The sequence below is a fragment of the Paenibacillus oceani genome (assembly GCF_014705615.1).
GTDB classification, from domain to species: Bacteria; Bacillota; Bacilli; order Paenibacillales; family NBRC-103111; genus Paenibacillus_AB; species Paenibacillus_AB oceani.
In genome coordinates, this window is sequence record NZ_JACXJA010000003.1 from 311,957 (window position 1) to 333,705 (window position 21,749).

Sequence of the window (21,749 nt, forward strand, 5' to 3'; positions counted from 1 at the left end):
CCGGTTGATGGAACAGGCGGTCTGGATTACGCTGCTGATCGTCCTGATCGTTTACGTGGTCAAGCAGATGATGAAGCGGGACTAAAGCGAAGACTTGCGCGGAAGTGCATTGACTCGGAGCCGCAAAATGATTAATATATAGGGTATAAATCTCCGGAACTTGCTTGGCAATGCCGCAGATGACGGAGTCACTTTCGATGCATAGTCAAACGACATTGAAAGGGAGTAATTCACTTTCAAGTTATAGTCAAACGACATTGAAAGGGAGTAGTAGACAGCCAACCCTTCAGAGAGCGGTCTGTAATTCGCTGAGAGGAGCCGCAGGATGTAACTGTCGAAGTCGCCCTGGAGTCGCCGGATATCCGGCCGGCCGCAGCCGTTATCCTGCTCGAGTGTCGCGCCCTGCACGTTGCTTTTATCGTAAACGGATAAATGGTCAACAGCGGTGAGGGTGCGGAATAAAGGTGGTACCACGGAAGCGATGCCTTTCGTCCTTTGCGGCGGAAGGCTTTTTTGTATGCTTTTGATGACTTGCGGACAAACGGGAGGTTTTGAATGATGACAGATATACAGGAAACGAAAACAGCGCCGTCGGTATCGATGCCGACTACGTACGATCCGAAAGCGGCGGAATCGAAATGGTATGACTACTGGTTGAAATCGGGAATTTTCGAAGCGGGGAAGCGGCCGGACGCCCAGCCGTATACGATCGTTATCCCGCCTCCTAACGTAACGGGCATGCTCCATATCGGCCACGCGCTCGATTGCACGCTGCAGGATATTATGATTCGCCTGAAGCGGATGCAGGGCTACGATGCGTTATGGCTGCCGGGCACCGACCATGCCGGCATTTCCACGCAGACCAAGGTGGAGCAGAAGCTGCGAGGCGAAGGCGTCTCCCGTCACGATCTGGGCCGGGAAGCGTTCCTGGAGAAAGTATGGGAGTGGAAAGAGCTTTACGCGAATACGATTCACGAGCAGTGGGCAAAGGTCGGCTTCTCGCTCGATTATTCCCGCGAGCGCTTTACGCTGGACGAAGGGTTGTCCCGGGCGGTACGCGAAGTGTTCGTCAAGCTGTACGAAAAAGGGCTGATCTACCGCGGCAACCGGATTATTAACTGGGACCCTGCGGCGCGCACCGCCTTGTCGGACATCGAGGTCGAGCACAAGGAAGTGCAGGGCGCGCTGTACCATCTCCAATATCCGCTTAAGGACGGCAGCGGCCATATCACGGTCGCTACGACGCGTCCCGAAACGATGCTGGGCGATACCGCGGTTGCGGTTCATCCGGACGACGAGCGCTATAAGGACATGATCGGCAAAATGCTCGTTCTGCCGGTGATCGGCCGCGAAATTCCGGTCGTAGCCGACGAATATGTCGATAAGGAGTTCGGCAGCGGGGCCGTTAAAATAACGCCGGCCCACGATCCGAACGACTTCGAGGTCGGCCAGCGCCACAGCCTGCCGCAAATTCTCGTCATGGACGAATCGGGCGTCATGAACGGCGAAGCCGGTCCGTACGAAGGGATGGATCGTTTCGAATGCCGCAAGAAGCTCGTTCAAGATTTGAAAGACCAGGGCGTGCTGGCCAAAATCGAGGAGCATATCCACCAGGTCGGCCATAGCGAGCGCACCGGCGCGGTCGTTGAACCGTACTTGTCGACCCAATGGTTCGTCAGCATGAAGCCGCTCGCCGATAAGGCGATCGAAGTGCAGAAGTCCGGCCAAGGCGTCAACTTCGTACCCGAGCGGTTCGAGAGAACGTATCTGCAATGGATGGAAAACGTCCGCGACTGGTGCATCTCCCGCCAGCTGTGGTGGGGACACCGGATTCCGGCTTGGTACTGCGACGATTGCGGCGGCATTACAGTGGCCCGCGAAGACGCTTCGGCTTGCTCGCATTGCGGCGGATCGCACATCAAGCAGGACGAGGACGTGCTCGATACGTGGTTCAGCTCGGCGCTCTGGCCGTTCTCGACGCTGGGATGGCCGGATCAGACGGCGGATCTGAACAAATTTTTCCCGACCTCGCTGCTCGTTACGGGCTACGACATTATCCCGTTCTGGGTATCGCGGATGATCTTCAGCTCCTTGGAATTTACCGGACAGAATCCGTTTAAGGACGTGCTCATTCACGGTCTCGTCCGCGACTCCGAAGGCCGGAAGATGTCCAAGTCGCTCGGCAACGGCGTAGATCCGCTGGAGGTTATCGAGAAATACGGGGCGGATGCGATGAGGTACATGCTGTCCACGAGCAGCACGCCGGGACAGGACTTGCGCTTCCATTGGGAACGCGTCGAGCAGGCCCGCAACTTTGCCAACAAAATATGGAACGCTTCGCGCTTCGCGCTTATGAATCTCGAAGGCTTCACGCTGGCGGATATGGATCTGAGCGGCGAGCTGCGCACCGCGGACCGCTGGATATTGCACCGCCTGAACGAGACGGCGAGAGAAGTAACCCGTCTGATGGACCAATACGAGTTCGGGGAAACGGGCCGGATGTTGTACAACTTCATCTGGGACGATCTGTGCGATTGGTACATCGAATTCGCCAAGCTGTCGCTGTACGGCGACGATGCCGCCGCGAAGAAGACGACGCAATCGGTGCTTGCTTATGTGCTGGACCGGACGCAGCGGCTCATCCATCCGTTCATGCCGTTCATCAGCGAGGAAATCTGGCAGCATCTGCCGCACGAAGGTGATACGATCGTATTGGCCGAATGGCCGGTATACGACGCCAAGTGGGAAGCGCCGGATGCCGTAGCGGAGATGAACCTGCTCATGGACATCATCCGTGCGGTACGGAATATCCGGGCCGAAGTCAATGTGCCGATGGGCAAAAAGGTCGAGCTGGTCGTCCGGGCCGCGAATGCCGAGGCGCTTTCGATTTTGCTGCGCAACGAAGCTTACGTCAGCCGGTTCTGCAATACCTCTAGCCTTGCGATGGGCGCCGATCTGCCGCATCCGGAGAAGGCGATGACCGCTGTCGTGACCGGGGCGGAGCTGTTCCTGCCGCTGGCCGGCCTGATCGACATCTCCCAGGAAGTGGCGCGGCTCGAAAAAGAAATCCAGACGTTGACCGCCGAAGTGGAACGGGTCGACAAAAAGCTTGCCAACGAAGGCTTCGTAGCGAAAGCGCCGGCCAAAGTGATTGAGGAAGAAAAAGCGAAGCGGAGCGATTACGCCGACAAGCGGGAGAAAGTGTTGGCGCGTCTGGCTGAGCTGAAAGGATAACGTAAGCGAACAGGAAACCGAAGAAGGTGCGGGCAGCCGCATCGATTGGCTTATAATGCAAGTTCAAAAAGTCCGGTTTTCAGCACCGAGAAGATGGGATGAAGCTAGGAAATGAGGAGCGGAGCGTAGTGAAAGCTACGTGAGCACCGGAAGTTCCGGCTGAATTCCATATTCGATGTCGAGTAAGCTTTCGGATCGGCTTCGTGATCAAAAGTGGACTTTTTGAACTACCTCTTAAAGTGCGAGTTCAAAAAGTCCGGTTTTCAGCACCGAGAAGATGGGATGAAGCTAGGAAATGAGGAGTGGAGCGTAGTGAAAGCTACGTGAGCACCGGAAGTTCCGGCTGAATTCCATATTCGATGTCGAGTAAGCTTTCGGATGTGCTTCGTGATCAAAAGTGGACTTTTTGAACTACCTCTTATAATGCAAGTTCAAAAAGTCCGGTTTTCAGCACCGAGAAGATGGGATGAAGCTAGGAAATGAGGAGCGGAGCGTAGTGAAAGCTACGTGAGCACCGGAAGTTCCGGCTGAATTCCATATTCGATGTCGAATAGGCTTCCTGTATCTGCTTCGTGATCAAAAGTGGACTTTTTGAACAACCTCTTATACGGAACGGTCTGCGGATGCGGTAAGGCGTCTTGCAGGCCGTTTTCCCGGAAATGGACCGATAACCATCAATTTCGCTGTACAATTTCATATAGTAAAGGGATGAGACGTATGAATGGCTCGACGGACAACTTGGCGGCATCGTTTCTTACGGCGGACGAAGCGGTCGACTGGATCACGGGACGGATGAAGTTCGGCATTCGTCCGGGGATGAAACGGATGGAGCTCCTGATGGAGAAGCTCGGCCATCCGCACAGAAGGCTGAAATTCATTCATGTCGCCGGCACGAACGGCAAAGGCTCAACCTGTGCCTATCTGACCAATACGCTTCACCGCTGCGGCTACGATGTGGGCACGTTCACTTCTCCGTATATCGAGCGTTACCAGAACCGCATCCAGTATAACGGCCGGGACATCGACGACGAGTCGCTGGTTGCGCTGACGAACGAAGTGAAGCCGATCTTCGATGAAATTGCCGAGTCCGAGTGGGGCGCTCCTACGATGTTCGAGCTGTCGACCGCGATCGCGATTTTGTATTTCGCCAAGGTGGCGTACCCGGATTTCGTCGTATGGGAGACAGGACTTGGCGGCAGGCTCGATTCGACCAATGTCGTCACCCCGATCGTCTCGGTTATTACGAACGTCGGCCACGATCATATGGAAATTCTCGGCGACAGTTTAACGAAGGTGGCGGAAGAGAAGGCTGGGATTATCAAGCCGGGCGTACCGGTCGTCAGTGCGGTCGAGCAGTCCGAAGCCGTAGAAGTGATCCGCAGAACGGCGGCTGAACGCAAGACTACGCTGTACTTGCTGGGCGAGGCGTTCCGATACGAGACGGTGCAGGCGGAGCTGGATTTGCAAACGATCTCTTTTACCGGACCTTTCCGCAACCTGGAGCGTGTGGACATTACGCTGAACGGCGCGCATCAGCAGAAAAATGCCGCTGTGGCCCTCATGACGCTGGAGGTGCTGCGGCAGTATTACGCGGTCGTCCAGGACGACGAGCCGTTGTACGAGGGGATACGGTCGGCCCAGTGGCCCGGACGGCTCGAGATGGTTTCCCGTTCCCCGCGGATGCTGCTCGACGGGGCTCATAATCCGGAAGGAGCGGCAACGCTCGCGGAAGCGCTCCGTTCCGTCTACCGGTACGAGAAGCTGCATATGATGATCGCCATGATGCCGACGAAGCAGCATGAAGAAGTGCTGCGTCATTTGCTCCCGCTCGCCGATTCGCTGATCGTAACCGAGCCCGACTTTTTCAAAAAGGCGGAGGCCGGCGTATTGGCGGATCTGGCAAGAAGCACGCTGGCGGAGCAAAACAACAAATCGATTGACATCACAGTGGAACCGGACTGGAAACAAGCGCTGAAGCTGCTGAAGGACCGGACCGGTTCCGAGGAACTGGCCGTCGTAACCGGAACGCTGTATTTGATCTCCGATGTGCGATCCTGGATGCTGTACGGCAAAGATTCTGACAAAGGCTGGTGAGCGCGGGCGTGAATACGACGGAGCACGTGCATTTTATCGGTATTGGCGGCTATGGAATGAGCGCGATTGCCAAGGTGATGCTCGAGATGGGCTACCGAGTGACAGGATCGGATCTGGCCAGCCAGGAACTGACCGAGAAGCTGGCGGCCAAAGGGGCCCGGGTGTATATCGGACATGAAGCGAGTCATGTGCAGGGGGCGGACGTCGTCGTGTATTCGACCGCCTTGTCGAAGGACAATGTGGAGATCGCCGCCGCGCAGCAGCTGAATATCCCGATCCTGCACCGTTCGCAGATGTTGGCCAGACTGATGGAATCGCGCAAAGGCGTCGCCGTTGCCGGGGCGCACGGGAAAACGACGACGACTTCGATGATCTCGCTCGTTATGGAAGAGTGCGGGCTGGACCCGACCTACATTATCGGCGGCGAGATTATGAACGTAGGCAGCAACGCCAAGGCGGGCAGCGGCGAATTCGTCGTGGCGGAAGCGGACGAGAGCGACGGCTCGTTCCTGCAATACCGGCCCAGCTACGCGGTCGTGACGAATATCGAAGCGGATCACCTGGAAAATTACGATGGAGATTTCGGGAAGCTGAAGAAAGCGTACTCGCAGTTTTTGAGCCAGGTGGCCGGCGGCGGGAAAGCGGTCATCTGCTTCGACGATCCGGATGTGCAGGAAGTGCTGGCAACCGTTTCGGTCGGCACCATTACATTCGGACTGGAGGCTGGCGCCGATTACCGGGCGATCGATATTGAGCTCGGCGACCGCCGCGTGACGTTCCAGGTGGAGCATGCGGGAGAGCGGCTCGGGAAGCTGGAACTGTCGGTGCCGGGGAAGCATAATGTATACAACGCGCTCGCCGCTTACATCGTCTGCCGCGAGGCGGCCGTCCCGTTCGCCGATTTTGCCCGGGCGATCAAGCTGTTCCGGGGGGCGAAGCGGAGGTTTCAGGTGCTCGGCGAATCGGACGGCATTCTCGTCATCGACGACTATGCCCACCATCCTACGGAGATTCAAGCTACGATCAGCGCGGCGAAAGCGACAGGCAAGCGGATCATTGCCGTATTCCAGCCCCAGCGGTATACGCGCACGTATTTTCTGTTCGACCAGTTCAGCCGTTCGTTCGGCGAAGCGGACGAAGTGATTATCGCCGACATCTATTCGCCGGCTGGAGAGGAGCAGATCGAAGGCATCAGCTCGGAGAAGCTCGTCGAACTGATCCGGAGCAACAGCAACGAGAACGTCCGCCATATATCGTCGGTCCGCGAAGTGACGGACTTCCTGATTCGGTTCGTGAAGAGCGGAGACCTCGTCCTGACGATGGGGGCGGGCGATATATGGAAAGCGTCGCACGCGCTCGCGAGCCGATTGACGGAGCGGAACACCGGCAAGTAGGCTTGCCCGGGAGAACGATTCGCGACGCTCCCCTCTACCAAATAAGCCCCGTGCATCCACGTTCCCAGCCCGGATGCGCGCGGGCTTATTTGGGTTGGGGTTGGAGAAAAGGATTGCGGCCTTCATCCGGTTGTGACATAATTTTCCTGACACCTTATGTTACCGATAACTCTTGCGGAGATCCGCTGGGTTACGATGGCACAATACGGAGCGCAGGACATTAAACCGGAAGAAGGGAAAACGATATGAGAGAAACGGTGCTGGTATCAGGAGGCCGGAGCGGAGCTATCGTGATGACAGCCAAGGATGCGGACGAGAGAACGGCAGCTGCGGCACGGGTTTTGGCGGAATACGTCAGGAAGTCGACCGGAGCGGAACTGCCCGTGTATATCGGGGGGAATGTCCCTGGTCATGCTGAGGGCGTCATTCCTATCCGCGTCGGGATCAGGGGAGAGGAGGGCGGGCCGCTGGAGCTGCTGCTCCGAGACTTGGATGAGGATGGCTTCGTGATCCGTACGGCCAACAGGGAGATCGACATAGCCGGTCCTTCGTCGTGGGGGACGATGTACGGGGTGTATGAGTTTCTGGAGCGATACGTCGGCGTCCGCTGGTTATTGCCGGGCGAATTCGGCGAGGACGTGCTGGGATGCTCCGACTTGAGCGTGCCGGAAGAAACGGTACGCGAGCAGCCTGCGTTTCTTTCCCGCGATCTGAACGATTTTCCCGCCGCCGCCGATTGGATGCGGTTCAACCGGCTTCGCCGCCGGATGAATCCGTTCCATAATTTGTGCAACCTGCTCCCTCCTTCCCGATACAAGGATACGCGTCCGGAGTTTTATAAGGCCGGAGCGCTGCTCGACCGGGACACGGACTGGCAGCCTGCATTTACGATAAGCGGGACGGCCGAGGAAGCGATCCGCAACATTTGCAGCTTCTTCGAGGCCAATCCGGACGAAGCCTGTTACTCCATCGGCGTTAACGACAACGGGGGATTCGTCGAGGACGACCCGGATCATCCGGACTATCCGAACCGGCTTAATTCGATCGGGCATACGGATATGTCGGACATCTACTTCCGCTGGGTCAAGCAGGTGGCGGAGGGCGTTCTGGAGAAATACCCGGATAAATATATCGGGTTGTACGCCTATGCGGACGTGTACGATCCGCCGACAGGGATCAAGCTTCCCGCCAACGTCGTCGTTTATATTACGGACGACCGGATGTCATGGAGAGATCCGGAGATGGGAGAGGCGGGCAGGCGGCTGACCGAAACCTGGAATAAGGTGACGCCATCGCTCGGCTTTTACGAATATATGTACGGATCTCCATATATGGTCCCGCGGATGTATCTCCAGCATATAGCCGGCACTTACCGCTATGCGCTTCAGCACGGGGTGATCGCCCATTTCGTCGAGATATTCGCGAATTTCGGCGGCGAAGGGGCGAAGCCGTGGGTAGTGGCCAAGCTGCAGTGGAATCCGGAGCGCGATGTCGAGGAACTGCTCGAGGAGTGGTATGAGCGGGCGGTCGGCAAGAAGGCTGCCGTTCATCTTTCCGCCTATTACAAGTTGTGGGAACGGTTTTGGGAAGAAAGGGCGATGAAGTCGGATTGGTATGAGCGTTGGAAGGGAGCCAAGCTGCGTACGAACTATATGGCTTTTTACGAGCCGTCCTATCTCGCGATCGTGACCCCGCAAGATATAGCCGACAGCAGACGGCTGCTGGAGGCGGCTGTTGCCGATGCCGAAACGGAGCTGCAGAGGAAGCGGGCGGCGTTTCTGCTGGATACGTTCGCTTACTACGAGGCGTCTGCGCTCAGCTATCCGAAGGGCCGGGTTCCGGCGGCGATCGATGAGAAGACGGCGCTGGAGCTCCTGACGGTGGTTGCCGATGGAGCTGCAGGGAGAGACCGGCGTCTTGCGCTGATCGGCCGGTTTGCCCAAAATCCGCTGCAGCAACTGACAGTGGACCCGTTCACATGGAAGCTGGAATGGTCGGGGGTTAATCCGGCCCAGTTGTACGCCCTGCTGGATGGGTGCAAAACCGGCGAAACTACAGCCGTTATTCGCAAAGTCCGGGAGCTGGAGAAGGAATCCTTGTCGCCCAGCGTGAAACCGCTAATGAACCTGATCCGCTTTCTGCTGTCGGAGGAGGGGAACGGATCGGCGGCAGAGGGAGAATGGATTCTAAAAACATCCGACAGTACGTCGCCCACCGGCTTAGTCCGCTCGCCCGACGTGACTCCTGTCCTTTCTCCGACAGGAAGAGGCGTTGTTCTGAGCGGGATCGGTACGGCATGGATGGCGGAGGAGCTGCCGTTCGCACCGGGGACGTATGGAGTGGCGGTCCATTATAAGGCGCGAGCTGACGCGGCTCTGACGGCTATGATACAGCTTCAGTTCAAGCTGTACGATGCCGAGGACCGGCCTGTCGCTTTCCTACGTTCGGAGGATCGCGTCTTCGTGAGGTCGACGGCCGGAGAGTGGGCGACGCTTCATTTCATCGCCGACATTCCCGCACAGGCCAACGGCGTTCCGGTGAGCCGGGTCGAGATCCTTACTTATCTGAAAGAATTTGCCGTAAGCGACAGGATCGAGCTGGAGCGGGGTGGCACGTTCCTTCTGGGCACGTAGAAACCGGATCAGAAAATAGCGAATAATCGCCCCTTGTCCCGCATACAGTGGAGTACAAGCGTTTCACGGACAAGGGGTGATTCTGGGATGAACAAGGCAAGAATTACGTACCGGTTTGACGAAACTGGACGGGAAACGGTCCGCAAAGAGCCGAATCCAGTCATACCTTTATCGAAGGACGAGTTCACGGTAGTCGAGGAAGAGCGGCATGTTCCGAATCCGGGCAGCCGCGAGGCGTACGATTGGGAGCAGGAAACGATCGTGCGTCCGGCGAGGCGCGCGCCGGTCGATGTGCAGCCGCTGAATCAGTTTACGACTGATTTCGGGGCGTGGAGCAGTCCCTTCGATGCGGAGACGGAGCGGGTGGAGCGGACGATTCGCGAATCCGGAAGAACAGAACCGCCGATTCCGCCCAAGCCCTCCCTGCGGGAGGAGCGTTATCCGATCGAGCGCGAGGAGCGTTACGATGGCGAGAGCGGATATTACGGGCCCGAGGCGGAGCAGCCGGAGCGGGAGTATCCGAGGCGGGAGCGGGCGGTGCCGCGTCCGGTTATGACCCGGGCTCGGTATGAGCGGCATAACCGGACGCCGTGGCTGAAAATCGTCGCCTCCGTTACCGGTGCGGTCGCGGTCGGCGTGGCGATGGGGTTTTTCGTGCTCTCCATGTTTGACGGAGACGATCTGAAGCTGGACGGCAACAACGGTACGAACGCAACCGCTAACGGCTCTACGGTGCCGGCACAAACGAAACCGCCCGACGCGGGTGGCGGAGCGAAGGACGGGGCGGCGCCCGCATCGTCCGCCTCCGCGGCAGCCGTTCCGGCGAATGTTGCCGCGCAGTCCTATACGTTTTTGCAAAACGGCGTGTTCTCGAATCAGCAGGGGGCGGATACGGCGGCGGCCGAGTGGAAGAAGAAGGGACTCGCCGCGTACGTGCATCCGTCCGATAAATATTACGTCTACGTCGGGATTACGCAAACCCGGGGCGACGCTGACGCGCTTTCCGCGCTTTTGAAGGAGCGCGATCCGAAGGTGGAGCTGTATCCGAAGGCGGTCTCGATTCCTGCGGTCAGCAAGGTCAAATGGGCGGGCGAGCAGGCGCAGGTCGGGCAGGCGGAGCAGTTTTTCGCGCAAGGCCAAAAGCTCGTGCAGTCGATTCTCGGGTTCTCCTCGGGCAGGCTGAAGGAAAAGTCGCAATCCCCGATTGACGATGCGACGATGCAGACGATCGCTACGGCGCATCAGGCGTGGATCGGAGCGAGCGGCCCGTTCGGCGCGGGGCTAGGCGCGGAGGAGAAAGCGGTGCTGCAAAAAATGACGACAGCCATGAATACCGCCGTCAATTCCATGCAGGAATATAAGAAAAATCCGTCCTCGGCTTATTTATGGCAGGCGCAATCGTCGCTTATGCAGGCGCTGATCCTGGAAAATGAGCTGCTTGCGGCGATTCAGGTATAACCAAAGAAACGGACCTGTGGGTTATTCCACTGGGGTCCGTTTCTTTGTGTGCGCCGCTCTTTATTTTGGAGCGGCTACATAACGATCCATGAGCGCGGCCATTTCGGCCCGCGTCATTTTTTTGTCGGGAGCGAACGTTTTGTCGGTTACTCCGGTTATGATTCCTTGCTGCTTCATCCGGTAGATCGGTCCGGACGCCCAGTGCTTCAGCGGAACGTCGGTAAAGTCGGCCGGGCCGGTCCAGGGCGGGGAGTTGCCGGCATCGGCCGTCATCCGCTCCAGCAAGGCCGTCACTTCGCCCCGGGTGATCGGCTGGTCCGGACGGATCGTGCCGTCTTCATACCCGTTCATATAGCCGAGCCGTACGGCGTTTTGGAACGTCTCGTACGCCCAGTGCGACTTAGGCAAATCTTTGAACGATTGCGGCTGCCCCGGAGACGGCGTCCGGGAAGCCGGTTTAGGCGCAGCCGTTGTTTCGCTTTGTACGGCTGATCGATTCGCCCACGTCGGTGGAGTTTGCGCCAGTGGCGAAGCTTGCCCTTGCGACGCAGATTCCGGCAGTTCGGGCGGTGAAGACGGAGCTTGCGCCGCCTCCGTCTGATCTGTCGGCAAAGAAGTCTCTGCCTTCTTCTGTTCCTTCGGAGTTGTTGTGTCCGGATAGCCTGTGTCCGGCGCGTCCGCCGCGTGGAGCCGGTCCGCGAACTTGAACAGCCTGTCGCTTAAGGCGAGCCATTCCGCCCGCGTCACCGCGCGGTCGGGCTCGTACCGGTTAAAGATTCCTTCCACCAGCCCTTTATCCTTCAAGCGAAGGACGGCTTCCCTTGCCCAATGGTCGGCCAAATCCGGGAACAGGTCCGGCAGCGGCAGGTAAGCGGCGATTCCTTTGGCTATTCCATCCGCGAGCTTTTGCCTGACCGGCGAATCGGACAGACGGGCGGCATCGCCCGAATGACTCAAAAATGCCGTTTCCACCAAAATGCTCGGAACTTGTCCCATTCGAATCACATAGGCGGCGCTCGGGACGATGCCTTTGTCGGCAAAGCCCGTTTCCGAGATGATGTTTTTCAGGACAAGATTGGCGAGCTTTTTGCTCTCCGGCGAAAGTTTGGCCATCGCCTCGCTTGCCGGGTAGCTGTCCTGAGGGTAATCGCTGTCATAGTACAAGACGAGCGAGCCGCTGACGTTCGGGTTTGGATGTGAATTGGCATGTACCGAGACGAACAGCGAAGGCTGGGCCGCATTCGTTTGTTCGACTCGCTGGGCTAAACTTAAGTATTCGTCTGCGGTCCGGGTCATTACGACCTCGTATCCTCGCTGGATCAACTGCTCTTTCAGCTTTTGGGCAACGTCGAGGTTGACGCTTTTTTCATACAACCCGTTGACCCCTATGGCTCCGGGGTCTTGTCCGCCGTGTCCGGCGTCTACGACGACCGTCTTGGCGGAGAATGTCTGCGCGGGTACGGCAAGAAGAGCAATTGCCGCCAGCAGCAGCGATAGAAGTCCGGTTCTCATGCGTGCAAGTCCCTCCCGGGTTCTATTTTACATGGAATCGAAGCTCCAAGTATGCAGGAAAAGTTAACCAGCGGGCGGTCAAAGGCGGTCCGGCGGCGGATTTGCGCCTCGTTGTCAACGGCCTGAATTCCATCGTATAATGGGACCGTGCAAAAGATTAGGATGCCGCAAGCATCGCGAGAGGGCGAATCCGGATGAAAAAAAACGGTTTTACGCTATTTCTGTTTCTGCTGCTCGGGTTGCTGGCCGCCGCGATCGTCACCCAACTGCTGGAGCCGGTATCATGGCTTTCGTTCCTGACCAAGTCGGCGCCATTGAGATGGGAGCCGAAGGCCGACCTGAACGTGGTGCAATACGATCTGTTCATTCAGGTTAAGCTGAATGTGATCAGTATAATTGGAATCGCTGCGGCGATATGGATCTACCGGAAGCTGTAGCAACGGGCCGGAATCGGAAGGAGAGAGCGTATTGGACAAGCAGTCTGTATTAATTTTGGCGTCAGGGTCGCCAAGAAGGCAGGAGCTGATCGGCACGATCGGCTTGCCTTACCGGATCGACGCGGCGGATGTGGACGAATCGATGCCGGAGGGAACGGCTCCCGATGCGCTGGTGGAGCAGTTGTCGCTGCGCAAAGCGCAGGCGGTGAGCGGACGGGTCCCGGACGGGGAAGACGGCATCGTCATCGGTTCGGATACGGTGGTCGTTCTGGACGGCCGCATTCTGGGCAAACCGAAGGACGAGCAGGACGCCGCCGATATGCTGGGAACGATCGCCGGCAGAACGCATCAGGTGTACACCGGTATTACTTGCGTCGAGGTGCGTACCGGACGAGTGATCACGCGGCACGAAGTGTCCCATGTCACGATGAAGCCGATGGACGAGGAACGTATCCGGCGTTATGTTGCTACCGGAGAGCCGGCGGACAAAGCCGGGGCGTATGCGGTTCAAGGAATCGGAGCGCTGCTCGTCGCGAAGATCGAGGGCGATTATTTTAACGTGGTCGGCATGTCGGTCCGGCTGCTTGGCGAAATGCTGGAGGAGTTGGGCGTGCGGGTGCTTTAGGCCGCGCGCTTCTTTTAATCTGCCAGAAAGATTAGGTTCTATACCGTGCTGAGGGGAAGGGGGTTCCTTCATTGGCGTTAGTGAACATATACTCAGGTCCGATGACTAACGAATCGTATTGTGCTTATGGCAGAAAAACGAAGTTATTCCAAACGTAACGAATCCGGGCATCGTTATCGAACCAAAAGCGGAAAAAAACGATCCGATTTGCGGGAATAACAGTACGAGAGTTCGTTACAAATTCAGACGTCCACATTCGGCTCTGATAACGAATGCTGGGTTCGTTAGCCACCATACCACTGCTTGAAGACAACACGACTGAGGGCGAGCGGCTGGAGGTGCCCATTCCCTTACACGTACGTACATATGGGTTTGCACGTCAGAGAACCATCCGGTACAGTTTCCGGACGGTTTTTCTTAATTGACGAGAGCGAAGCGAGGATGCGTCCGGCAGGCCAACTTCTGATTGTAGATGCGTCGTACCGGTCCGTTATGCGGCTTCAGGAATTCACGGAAGCACGCTGGCAAAATCCCCCCCCGCCGCATCCGGTTTCACCCCGACATGATCCTGGCGCAAGCGGATCGATCCGAAAGGGGCATCGGACTCTTACTTCGTTGCAGACGCCGGGCAGCGGGTGACACACATATCAGCCGCCAATGCTGTTATTGTCGATTCATGGTACAGGCTCTATCACCGCTATGGAATATTTGTTCACATCATAGGTGGAAGCCTATTGACAAAAGTGGCAATTGGAACGATAATGTTAAATAATTATTAAGTTTTATTTGGACCGGGAACCATTTACAATTAAATAGGATGCACGGGTGGAGACGTCGAGAAATCCCGATAACCTATGACTTGTTTGTTTAAACATGTGCAGCGGGATGGAAGGACTTGGATCGTATCTAGTTTTCTTATTGATTAAGAAAATAAAAGACCCATTTCCCGGACCCTAAACTTGCCGCTGACGCGAAAAACGAGCGTAAGGAAGGGTGCAGAGCATGATAGACGAAAGCGTTTGGCATATTTCACATCTTGATTTGACAATTAGGATGGTACTGGCCGCCGTTTTGGGCGGATTCATCGGCTTGGAGCGGGAATGGAGCAATCATGCTGCGGGATTCAGAACTCATATCCTTGTCTGTCTCGGTTCGGCGTCCATCATGCTGTTGTCCATCTACGGATTTTCCCAGTTCGTGGCGGAGCCTAACGTACGTACCGACCCTGCGCGGCTCGCGGCTCAAGTTATAAGCGGGATCGGTTTTCTTGGTGCAGGAGCGATTATCCGCAACGGATCGAGCATATCGGGGCTGACGACAGCCGCCTCGGTATGGGTGGTAGCCGCGATCGGCCTGTCGGTCGGCGCCGGTTTCTACTACGCGGCCGTACTTGCGACATTTATCGTCTTGGTCAGCTTGTTTCTGTTGAACAAATGGGAGAAGCATCTTTTGCGCCACCGGCGCAATCAGGAAGTCATGATCAAAATTTTCGACCGTCCGGGCAGCCTCGGGCGAGTGGCTACGAAGTTCGGCGAGCAAGGCATTCAGATTAAAAATCTGGTCATGCAATCCACCAGTCCCGAGTCGTTCGATGCGGCCATGGACGCGACGATGGAGCTCCGGTTTAATCTGAGGACAGTCAGCACCGACAAACTGCTGCGGGCGATCGACGAAATCTTGTCGCTTCCCGATGTCATCGCGCTGGAGACGAATTCGATGCCTACCGGCAAACCGACCTCGATATCCAAAGGCAAGTCCGCCTCTGGCTGAGGCGAATGGCCTGCCGGCCGTACCTTGAACCCCGCTCCCGAGCGGGGTTCAAGTCGTTCCCGGCCCGCGTAACCACACAAGAAACGACGAATCCGGCAACTGTCGGCGAGCCTGCCTCAGCTGCTGTTTTTATTTCCGCTTCATTTCTAAGACACGTTCCTAGTTCCTGCATTACTTATTACTTGTGCAGGAATTTGTCGTCATTTGACCGGTTTTCAGGAAGAGTCCGGCTTTCGAACAGGAATTTGTTCCTCTCGCCCGGGCTTAAGCGACGGCAGTGCAGTTTTTTTGAGGCGGCGGACCAATCCGGCGATTTTTTTTCGAACCATTTCGTGTAAAATAGAAGAGGTGTTATAATGGATGGATATCGAATCGATCCATTTTTTGTCGAAAGAGGGGAAATGATGGAATCCTCCGCATACACGTTACGGAATGTACCCCAAGAGGAGCGGCCCAGGGAAAGAATGCTTCAAGCGGGAGCGCAGGCGCTTAGCAACGCCGAGCTGCTCGCGATTTTGCTGAGAACCGGAACGATCAACGAGTCGGCGGTTTCGCTGGCCCAGCGGCTGCTTAACGAAGCCGGCGGCCTCAGGCACCTTGTCGAGATGAGTACGGCTCAATTGACGGCGCTGAAAGGAATCGGTTCCGCAAAGGCGCTGCAAATTCAAGCCGGTATCGAGCTCGGCAGAAGAATTGCCCGCACGGTCCAGCCCGAAACCGTGACCATCCGGTCCCCTCAGGACGTTTCCCTCCTACTGACGGAAGAACTCCGCTATTTACAAAAAGAGCATTTCGTCTGCTTGTTCTTGAATACGAAAAATCATGTGATCGGACAGGAAACGCTGTCGATAGGCAGCCTGAACGCTTCGATCGTACACCCCCGCGAAGTATTTCTCGCTGCAATCAAACGAAGCAGCGCTTCTATCATATGCGTGCATAATCATCCGAGCGGCGATCCGACGCCGAGTCCGGAAGATATCGAGATTACGCGCAGACTGGTCGAAGCGGGCGCGGTGATCGGCATCGACGTGCTCGACCATGTAATTATCGGAGACCGTTCAAGCATTAGTTTGAAGGAACTAGGGTTGATGTAATATAATGATATGACGGGCAAGCAGTCCGTCCGTAGGATGAAAGGAGACAAGCAATTTATGTTCGGTAGCTTCACGAAAGATTTGGGCATTGATCTTGGAACAGCCAATACGCTTGTATACGTTCAAGGTAAAGGAATTGTGGTCAGAGAGCCGTCCGTGGTCGCTCTGCGTACTGATACAAAAACGATCGAAGCGGTCGGAGACGCCGCCAAAAAGATGATCGGGCGCACGCCGGGCAATATCCGCGCAGTCCGTCCGATGAAAGACGGAGTCATCGCCGATTTCGAGACGACATCGACGATGATTAATTATTTTCTGAAGCAGGCCCAGAAGCAACGTGTGTTGTTTCCGCGCAAGCCCAACGTCATGGTGTGCGTTCCTTCCGGCATTACGGCGGTAGAGAAACGCGCGGTGGAAGATGCGACGAAGCAGGCGGGAGCCCGCGAAGCATATACGATCGAGGAGCCCTTTGCGGCGGCGATCGGCGCGGATTTGCCGGTGTGGGAGCCGACTGGCAGCATGGTGGTCGATATCGGCGGGGGAACGACGGAGATTGCCGTCATTTCGCTCGGCGGCATCGTTACGTACAAATCGGTCCGGGTCGCCGGAGACGAGATGGATGAGGCGATCATGCAATACATCAAGAGAACGTATAACCTGATGATCGGCGAACGTACGTCCGAGCAGCTCAAGATGGATATCGGCTCCGCGATGCCGATGGACAAGCCGCAGACGATCGAGATCCGCGGACGCGACCTGGTCAGCGGCTTGCCGAAGACGCTGCCGGTATCGTCGGACGAGATTACAGAGGCGCTGGCCGATACGGTCAACAATATCGTCGACGGAGTGAAAGCGACGCTGGAGAAGTGTCCGCCCGAGCTGGCTGCGGACATTATGGACCGGGGCATCGTGCTTACAGGCGGCGGCGCGCTGCTGCGCAATCTGGACAAGCTGCTCGCCAGAGAGACCGGCATGCCGGTGCTCGTGGCGGAGAATCCGCTGGATTGCGTCGCGATCGGAACCGGCCGCGCGCTCGACAACATTCATCTCTTCAAATCAAAAACAGGTACCGCTCCAAGGGGAGTTCGTTAAGCTTGCTGATATAACGCTGCAGGAGCCTAGGCGACTGCATGCGCGGCGGAGAGGAGCTCGCGGCAAGCCTGGGGACAGACCGCTGGAAGGTGTTTGCTTTGTTCAAATGGCTGGGGAATAAAAGACTTATTATTTTGATGTCGGGCGTAATCTTTTTCGTCGCCCTGATCGGATTTTCGTTCGGCGGCCGGGGGCATATGTCCTGGCCGGAAGGATTTGTGAAGGATACCGTCACTTGGGTCCAGGGATGGATCAACAAGCCTGCTCGCGCCGTAGCGGGCTTGTTTGAAGATATACGCCGGATGTCCGTGCTGTACGAGGAGAACCGTCAACTGAAGCTGACGATTACGCAGTACGCCAAGGACACGGCGCGTCTGAACGATCTGGAAGCCCAGAACAAGCGGCTGATGGACGCGCTCGGATTTACCGAACGGCAGCAGCAATCGACCCAGTACAAATACCGGATCGCCGAAGTGTTCGCTTCAAGCCCGGACCCGTTTAATAACACGATCGTCATTAATCTCGGCGAAAAGGACGGCATCAAGGCGAATATGGCGGTGATGTCCGTCGACGGTCTGATCGGCCGCGTTGTTACCGTTTCTCCGTTTTATTCCAACGTCCAGCTGCTGACCGATCTTGATACGAGCAGCTCCAAGGCGATCGCGGTAACGATTAAGGGCAAGGAAAACGAATCTTACGGCATTCTGGAAGGTTACGACCGGGAAAAAGGTCTGCTCGTCATGAACAAAATTCCAAAGGTAGATACACTGGAAGTGGGCGATACAGTCGTCACATCCGGAATCGGACAGTTGTTCCCGAGAGGCATCCAGATCGGCGAGGTCGTCTCGCGTGACGAAGGTGAATTCGGCATCACCCATACGGCGCTTATCAAGCCGTTCACTTCGTTCAACCATTTGCGCGAAGTGTTCGTCATCGAAGTGCCGGAGCTATGAGGTGAATGATGCAGCGCTACGTGATCTCGATATTTCTGTTCGTTCTTTTCTTGCTGGAAGGCACGATTTTGGAATGGATCATTCCTCCCGTATGGCAGTCCCAGGTGCTGGTCGTTCCGCATATCGTCTTGGTCGGGGTGCTGTTCGCCGCCCTGTACAAAAACCGGTATCAGGCGCTCGCCTACGGACTCGCTTTCGGATTTTTGCAAGATTTCATTTATTACGGTCATGCTCTGGGCGTTCATTCGTTCAGCATGGGGCTCGTCGGATACGTGGCGGGATTGACCTTCCGTCTTCCTTATCAAGGCCTCTTCACGAGTCTGATCGTCGTCTTGCTGGGTTCGTTCGCCTACGATTCGATCGTATACGGCATATACCGGTTTTTTCTGGGCGTCGTCCGGATGGATTTTCAATGGACGTTTCTGCACCAGATGCTGCCGAGCATGCTGTTTAACGCGCTGATTGCGCTGCTGCTGTACGTTCCGGTTCGCAAATGGCTGGAGAAGGCGGCCGAGAGAAAACGGGAATCGGAAGAAAAATGACAGTGCCGGATGCTGCCAGGCGCGAAAGGCATTCTGTCAGACGAATGGCCGATAGGGGGTGAACGCGTGCCGATGACGGAAACGAAACATCGCGTTACGATTAAAGGTGTCAAGGAAGGGCTTGTCTTCGTGATCGACGATTCGTGCCCGTTCGCCGAAGTGATGCAGGAACTGGAGCATAAGCTGGACAAGACGAACCGCACTGTACTAACCGGTCCGGCCGTTCAAGTAAGCGTCAAGCTGGGGAAACGCTCCGCAACGGAAGAAGAAAAAGAATCGATCAGGGAGCTGCTTGTCCGCAAAGGAAACTTGCAGGTTCAGCATATGGATTCCGACCTCCCGGGGCCGGAGCAGCAGGAGCCGCCGCCGGACCGCGTTACGATTCTGAAAGGAATTATCCGTTCGGGACAAACGGTGCGCCACGAGGGCCACGTGCTGTATCTCGGCGACGTTAATCCTGGCGGCACGCTGCTGTGCACCGGAGACATCTTCGTGCTCGGAGCGCTGCGCGGCATGGCGCACGCGGGAATCGACGGGGGCGACAGAGCCGTTATTGCGGCATCCTACATGCGCCCGACACAGCTGCGGATCGCCGACGTCATCAGCCGTCCTCCGGACGAATGGGGGTTCGATGACGCGACGATGGAGTTCGCTTTCATCCGGGACGGGAAGATGCAAATCGATAAAATAAATCAGCTTCACCGGTTACGGCCGGACCATCCGTTCGGTGGCAAGTAAAGGAGATGATTGACGCATGGGAGAGGCAATCGTCATTACTTCAGGCAAGGGTGGAGTCGGCAAGACGACGACATCGGCCAATGTAGGGACCGCTCTTGCTTTGCTGGGCAAAAAAGTATGTATGGTCGACACCGATATCGGACTGCGTAATCTCGACGTCGTGATGGGGCTGGAAAACCGGATCATTTACGATATCGTCGACGTTACGGAGGGCCGGTGCCGGCTGCAGCAAGCATTGATCAAGGATAAGCGGTTCGAGGAGCTGTATATGCTGCCGGCCGCCCAGACGAAAGACAAACACGCCGTCTCCCCGGAGGCGGTGCGCGACATCATCGTCGAGCTGAAAAAAGAGTTCGAGTTCGTCATAATCGACTGCCCGGCCGGAATCGAGCAAGGGTTCAAAAATGCCGTCGCCGGAGCGGACAAAGCGATCGTGGTGACGACGCCGGAGCTGGCGGCCGTTCGCGATGCGGACCGGATCATCGGCCTGCTCGAGCAGGAGCGGGTGCACGGGCCGAAGCTGATCATTAACCGCGTCAAGGCGAATATGATGAAAAAGGGCGAGATGCTCGATATCGACGAGATCTGCTCGGTGCTGTCGATCGACTTGCTCGGGATCGTACCTGACGATGAAGCTGTCATCAAGTCGGCGAACAGCGGCGAACCTACGGTCATGAATCCGAAGTCGCGGGCCGCTATCGCTTATCGCAACATCGCCCGGCGCATCCTGGGCGACACCGTGCCGTTAATGCCGCTCGAGGAGAAGACGGGCGTATTCGGGAAAATGAAGAAGTTTCTTGGAATGGGATGAGTAAAGCTTGCTGGACAAATTGAAGCGAACCGACTGGTCTATCGTTATATTGATGGTATTGTTCATGATCATCAGCACGCTTGTCGTTCATAGCGCCACCGCTAACGATCCGCTATTCCAGGGGACGGACGTCAAAAATGTCATCAATTACTGTATCGGCTTCGTCGTGCTGTTTTGCGTGATGCTGTTCGACTACCGGCTGCTCGTCAAGACCGCTTGGTATACGTATGGCATCGGCGTCCTGCTGCTGGTTGCCGTTTACTTTTTCGGAGTGGAGAAAAACTCGGCCAAAAGCTGGTTTGAGCTTCCTTTCGGCGGTTTCAACTTTCAGCCGGCCGAGTTAATGAAGCTGCTTGCCATCATAGCGGTAGCGGCGTTTCTTGCCAAGCGGGATGGAGAGCCGCTGCGCTTTTGGCGGGAAATCGTTCCGATCGGACTGATCGTCATGGTACCGACGGCACTGATCGTGATACAGCCGGATCTCGGTAACGCAATTATATTCATCGTCGTCCTGATCGTCATGTACTGGATTGGTAATATCAAATATACGCATTTTCTGATCGGGGCCGGGCTCATAGCAGGCTTCATCGCGCTCTTTTTCTATTTGTTCCAGCTGTACTACGACCCGGTCGTCCAGTATCTAAAAGATAACGACATGGGGCAATGGGTTCACCGCATTAATCGGATTCACACGTTTGTCGATCCGGATTCGGCGAGCGCGGACGCCAAGTACCAGGTGCATAACTCGATGAGGGCGATCGGCTCCGGCGGTTTGACCGGTGAATCGTACTTGCAGGGGGATTCGATCCAGAAGGGCTTTATTCCGCTTCCTTATTCCGATTCGATCTTCGTCGTGATCGGGGAGGAGTTCGGCTTCGTCGGATCGTCTGTGCTGCTGCTGTTGTATTTTTTGCTGATTTACCGGATGATTTATATTTCGATCCAAAGCCAGAACCGGGCCGGTTCTTATATCATCATCGGGATCGTCTCGATGTACGTCTTCCAGGTGTTTGAAAATATCGGGATGATGATCGGAATTATGCCGCTCACGGGCATTACGCTTCCGTTTATCAGCTACGGAGGATCTTCCATCCTGATCAACATGATGGCCGTAGGCATCGTCGTCAGCGTCCATGCGCATCCGGAGCCGAAGTCGCTTTACTGAACGAACCCGACGATGATACATTCCAACCGATCTGAATGCCGAAACGTTCCGCAGCCTGTACCGCAGCGGGACGTTTTTCGTTCAGGCGGCCTGTCCCTAGTGCGCCTTCCCTAGTCATAGCCGTTCATTCCGGCTCATAGGATGTAGGGAAGAAGCCTGCCTGTTTCCTTAAAGGGGAGCGGATAGCGAGGGGGAAC

At 56.4% G+C, this 21,749-nt stretch carries 16 protein-coding genes; 15 read left to right on the forward strand and 1 reads right to left on the reverse strand.

Features of this window, described 5'->3' with window-relative positions:
* Positions 1–555: 555 nt before the first annotated feature.
* The 5 genes from IDH45_RS03185 (at position 556) to IDH45_RS03205 (ending at position 10,813) form a co-directional block, all read left to right on the forward strand.
* Complete coding sequence (locus IDH45_RS03185) at positions 556–3,234, forward strand: valine--tRNA ligase (RefSeq protein ID WP_397326962.1); 2,679 nt, start codon at positions 556–558, stop codon at positions 3,232–3,234.
* A 717-nt stretch (positions 3,235–3,951) separates the two neighbouring features.
* Positions 3,952–5,328 (forward strand): bifunctional folylpolyglutamate synthase/dihydrofolate synthase, encoded by a 1,377-nt coding sequence (locus tag IDH45_RS03190; protein WP_190924578.1) that lies wholly within the window; start codon positions 3,952–3,954, stop codon positions 5,326–5,328.
* 8 nt (positions 5,329–5,336) lie between these two features.
* The gene (gene murC / locus IDH45_RS03195; protein ID WP_190924580.1) at positions 5,337–6,722 is read left to right on the forward strand and encodes a UDP-N-acetylmuramate--L-alanine ligase; all 1,386 of its coding nucleotides are present in this window, start codon (positions 5,337–5,339) and stop codon (positions 6,720–6,722) included.
* A 245-nt stretch (positions 6,723–6,967) separates the two neighbouring features.
* Positions 6,968–9,355, forward strand: coding sequence for a DUF4838 domain-containing protein (locus IDH45_RS03200; protein ID WP_190924582.1), 2,388 nt, complete (start codon positions 6,968–6,970; stop codon positions 9,353–9,355).
* 87 nt (positions 9,356–9,442) lie between these two features.
* Complete coding sequence (locus tag IDH45_RS03205) at positions 9,443–10,813, forward strand: SPOR domain-containing protein (RefSeq protein ID WP_190924584.1); 1,371 nt, start codon at positions 9,443–9,445, stop codon at positions 10,811–10,813.
* 60 nt (positions 10,814–10,873) lie between these two features.
* On the opposite strand, the gene IDH45_RS03210 is transcribed toward IDH45_RS03205, so the two are convergent.
* Complete coding sequence (locus IDH45_RS03210) at positions 10,874–12,325, reverse strand: N-acetylmuramoyl-L-alanine amidase (RefSeq protein WP_190924586.1); 1,452 nt, start codon at positions 12,323–12,325, stop codon at positions 10,874–10,876.
* Positions 12,326–12,519: 194 nt separating this feature from the next.
* Here IDH45_RS03210 and IDH45_RS03215 point away from each other — a divergent pair, with 194 nt between their 5' ends.
* The 10 genes from IDH45_RS03215 (at position 12,520) to IDH45_RS03260 (ending at position 21,552) form a co-directional block, all read left to right on the forward strand.
* The gene (locus IDH45_RS03215) at positions 12,520–12,762 is read left to right on the forward strand and encodes a DUF4321 domain-containing protein (protein ID WP_190924588.1); all 243 of its coding nucleotides are present in this window, start codon (positions 12,520–12,522) and stop codon (positions 12,760–12,762) included.
* A 31-nt stretch (positions 12,763–12,793) separates the two neighbouring features.
* Complete coding sequence (locus tag IDH45_RS03220; RefSeq protein ID WP_190924590.1) at positions 12,794–13,387, forward strand: Maf family protein; 594 nt, start codon at positions 12,794–12,796, stop codon at positions 13,385–13,387.
* A 1,002-nt stretch (positions 13,388–14,389) separates the two neighbouring features.
* Positions 14,390–15,157 (forward strand): MgtC/SapB family protein, encoded by a 768-nt coding sequence (locus IDH45_RS03225; RefSeq protein WP_190924592.1) that lies wholly within the window; start codon positions 14,390–14,392, stop codon positions 15,155–15,157.
* Between the two features lie 404 nt (positions 15,158–15,561).
* A complete protein-coding gene (radC, locus tag IDH45_RS03230) occupies positions 15,562–16,251 on the forward strand; it encodes a RadC family protein (RefSeq protein WP_397326965.1) in 690 nt (229 codons plus the stop codon).
* 57 nt (positions 16,252–16,308) lie between these two features.
* On the forward strand, positions 16,309–17,343 hold the full coding sequence (locus tag IDH45_RS03235; protein ID WP_190924594.1) for a rod shape-determining protein: 1,035 nt from the start codon (positions 16,309–16,311) through the stop codon (positions 17,341–17,343).
* 38 nt (positions 17,344–17,381) lie between these two features.
* Entirely contained in the window at positions 17,382–18,296 is a 915-nt protein-coding gene (mreC, locus tag IDH45_RS03240) for a rod shape-determining protein MreC (protein ID WP_190924596.1), read from the forward strand.
* Between the two features lie 5 nt (positions 18,297–18,301).
* A complete protein-coding gene (mreD, locus tag IDH45_RS03245; protein WP_223836328.1) occupies positions 18,302–18,838 on the forward strand; it encodes a rod shape-determining protein MreD in 537 nt (178 codons plus the stop codon).
* A gap of 72 nt (positions 18,839–18,910) precedes the next feature.
* The gene (locus tag IDH45_RS03250) at positions 18,911–19,576 is read left to right on the forward strand and encodes a septum site-determining protein MinC (RefSeq protein WP_190924598.1); all 666 of its coding nucleotides are present in this window, start codon (positions 18,911–18,913) and stop codon (positions 19,574–19,576) included.
* 16 nt (positions 19,577–19,592) lie between these two features.
* Positions 19,593–20,387, forward strand: a complete 795-nt coding sequence (gene minD, locus IDH45_RS03255; RefSeq protein ID WP_190924600.1) for a septum site-determining protein MinD — start codon at positions 19,593–19,595, stop codon at positions 20,385–20,387.
* Positions 20,388–20,394: 7 nt separating this feature from the next.
* On the forward strand, positions 20,395–21,552 hold the full coding sequence (locus tag IDH45_RS03260) for an FtsW/RodA/SpoVE family cell cycle protein (RefSeq protein WP_190924602.1): 1,158 nt from the start codon (positions 20,395–20,397) through the stop codon (positions 21,550–21,552).
* The last annotated feature ends 197 nt before the right edge of the window (positions 21,553–21,749 follow it).